The sequence below is a fragment of the Stenotrophomonas sp. SrG genome (genome assembly GCF_050031795.1).
Classification (GTDB): Bacteria; Pseudomonadota; Gammaproteobacteria; order Xanthomonadales; family Xanthomonadaceae; genus Stenotrophomonas; species Stenotrophomonas rhizophila_A.
Window position 1 is genome coordinate 1 of the sequence record NZ_JBNBBE010000526.1, and the last position, 254, is coordinate 254.

A 254-nucleotide genomic window follows, 5' to 3' on the forward strand; every position below is an offset into this window, starting at 1 on the left:
GACGGGGGTCATCCTGCATGTCAGCTCCTGGCTTCGTATTCTGGCCGATGCCCGCACTGTGACTGTGCCACCCGCGCTCGTCCAGATCGACGGGCAGCACGCAGGGCGTGGCGCTACTTGGCGTTTTTGACGTATGTGTCGAACCAGTTGAGCATTTCCGAGACCAGCTGCTCGTTGGACTCCAGCGCCGTGTACCAGTGCGGTTCATTTGGAAGCATCACCAGCCGGGTGATGCCGCCGTTGCCGCGGATCGC

General features: G+C 62.2%; 1 pseudogene. It reads right to left on the reverse strand.

Annotation, left to right across the window (positions count from 1 at the left end):
• Positions 1-113: 113 nt before the first annotated feature.
• Positions 114-254 (reverse strand): annotated as a pseudogene (locus ACQG3P_RS20730) (alpha/beta hydrolase family protein); the annotation flags it as partial.